Origin of the sequence: Mesorhizobium sp. M7A.F.Ca.CA.004.06.1.1, assembly GCF_003999135.1 — a bacterium.
Classification (GTDB): domain Bacteria; phylum Pseudomonadota; class Alphaproteobacteria; order Rhizobiales; family Rhizobiaceae; genus Mesorhizobium.
Genome location: NZ_RZPQ01000957.1, coordinates 1 through 1,875 on the forward strand (window position 1 = coordinate 1; position 1,875 = coordinate 1,875).

Genomic DNA, 1,875 nt, shown 5'->3' on the forward strand with positions numbered 1-1,875 from the left:
GAATTCGGCAACACGGTGCTGGTGCGCCACGAGAATGGCCTGGTCACCGTCTACGGCCACGCCAGCTCGATCGAGGTGCAGCGCGGCCAGAAGGTCAAGCGCGGCCAGGAAATCGCGCTGTCGGGCATGAGCGGCACGACGGACTCGCCGAAGCTGCACTTCGAAGTGCGCAAGAACTCGGCCCCGGTCGATCCCTCGGGTTACCTCGAATAGAAGAAAAAAAGCAATTTGCGGGCCGTCTGACCTCCAGTCCGGCCCGCCGGCTCAGCCCGTTCCGAAAGGAGCGGGCTTTTTCAGTTTCAACGCGACGCGCCAGTCTTCAAGCTTCAAAGATGATCACGCAGAGTGTCGGCGATCATGACGTCAAGGCCGCTGGCCTTGATTCCGAGAAGCGTCTCCGCGTCGGAGGAATCGACCAGCAAGGGATTGTCGAAGAGATAGCTCATCTCGATGAGTTCATGCATGCCCAATGCTTCCATTTCGGGGATGGAATAGGAACGTGTTTCTGGAATTTCACGGTGAAGCATTGCCGCCGTCGTCAGGATGAGTTCCCGGGGTGAGGCGTGTTGCGATGGAACATGGAACGCCCGTCGCCATTTGCCCGTGTAGCGGGAAGCGGCGACCAGCGTCCTGGCCACGTCCTTCGTGAAGGACCAGGCATGAGTCGCGTCGAGGTTTCCAATGAAAGCAGTCGGCTTCCCCTCGATTATGGAGGGCAGCGCGACCAGTGAGAAAGAGCTGATCGCGCCATGTCCAAGATAATCGCTGGACCGCACTTCGACTGCCGGCACGTCCGCACGGACCGCCCGCTGCCACATGATCGTGCGGGCGGTCCCTTTCTTCGAAGTCGGATCCAGAGACAGGTCGGAGTGAAGCGGGCTATCGGCATGTTTCCCATAGCCATAGAGGTTTCCGAGAACCACAAGCTTCGCGCCGACCGCTTCCGCGGCACGCACGGTGCCGTCGATGATTGGGAAGAAGTCGGTCGGCCACCGGTGATAGGCGGCCATGGCACACATGAAAATGGCGTCGGCGTTTCGGCAGATACGCGCCAGTTCAACGGCATCGGTGGCATCGGCCTGCACCGCCCGGACGTTCCGCAACGCGTTTGAGCCGACACTCCGGCTCGTGAGAACGACGTCATGTCCTTCTTCGCCCAGAAGGCGCGCGGTCTCGTGCCCGACCGGGCCTGCTCCGACAACTACATAAAAACTCATGGCTAACCTCTCGTCCAAGCTCGATGGAGAGGCGTAGGTACATGTCCCCGGCATTGAAAATCGCGCGGGAATTGCCAATTCTTGGACAGGTTTTGCCAGGAAGCGAGAGAGCATGCATTCGCAGTCTGTTCCGGCCCGATTTCCGCCCGACGTCACAATGGCCTTCTGGCATATCGAAGCGGGCGTCCATCGTCTCTCCAGGGCGGCCCATCATCGCATCATGGTGCATGCAAGCGCGGCGACGCGTTCCTACTGCAATGAGGTTGGTCGATATTTCGTGAGGCGCGCTGGCGATATTGACCTGGTGCCCGCTGGCCAAGAGGGCGGCTTCGAGACCGAAACCCCGTTCGACACGATCGAGATCGCGTTACAACCAGCCCTGATGGAAAGGGTGGCGGCTGAGCTAGGTGGCAAGGCGCGCGCGTTGCCGCTCGACACACGTCATCTGCTTCGTGATCAGCGCATCCAACATCTCGCCCGTGCACTCGAGAGCGATCTCGGCGCAAACTCACCGAGTGGATCTTTGTTTGCCGACAGCATTGGCGCCGCTCTGGCGGTGAGGCTGCTCGGTCTTGAGAATTCCGATGTCGAGCGAACAAACCGGTTGTCAGATGCCCAGCTCAAGCGAGTGTTGGAGCATATCGAAGCTGGCTTGCAC

Annotated in this window: 3 protein-coding genes; 2 read left to right on the plus strand and 1 reads right to left on the minus strand. The window is 60.1% G+C overall.

Going from position 1 to position 1,875, the window contains the following annotated elements; all coding sequences use genetic code 11:
* The coding region (locus EN906_RS32630; RefSeq protein ID WP_164777547.1) for a M23 family metallopeptidase at nucleotides 1-213 on the plus strand (213 nt) is incomplete at its 5' end.
* A 113-nt stretch (nucleotides 214-326) separates the two neighbouring features.
* On the opposite strand, the gene EN906_RS32635 is transcribed toward EN906_RS32630, so the two are convergent.
* Nucleotides 327-1,217, minus strand: a complete 891-nt coding sequence (locus EN906_RS32635; protein ID WP_127267603.1) for an NAD-dependent epimerase/dehydratase family protein — start codon at nucleotides 1,215-1,217, stop codon at nucleotides 327-329.
* 112 nt (nucleotides 1,218-1,329) lie between these two features.
* Between EN906_RS32635 and EN906_RS32640 the strand changes: the two genes are divergently transcribed.
* A partial coding sequence (locus tag EN906_RS32640) for an AraC family ligand binding domain-containing protein (protein WP_127375703.1) occupies nucleotides 1,330-1,875 on the plus strand: 546 nt, incomplete at its 3' end.

What these genes read in the sequence shown, in the direction of transcription:
- EN906_RS32635 (WP_127267603.1), bottom strand. Translation starts at nt 1,217, where the DNA reads ATGAGTTTTTATGTAGTTGTCGGAGCAGGCCCGGTCGGGCACGAGACC.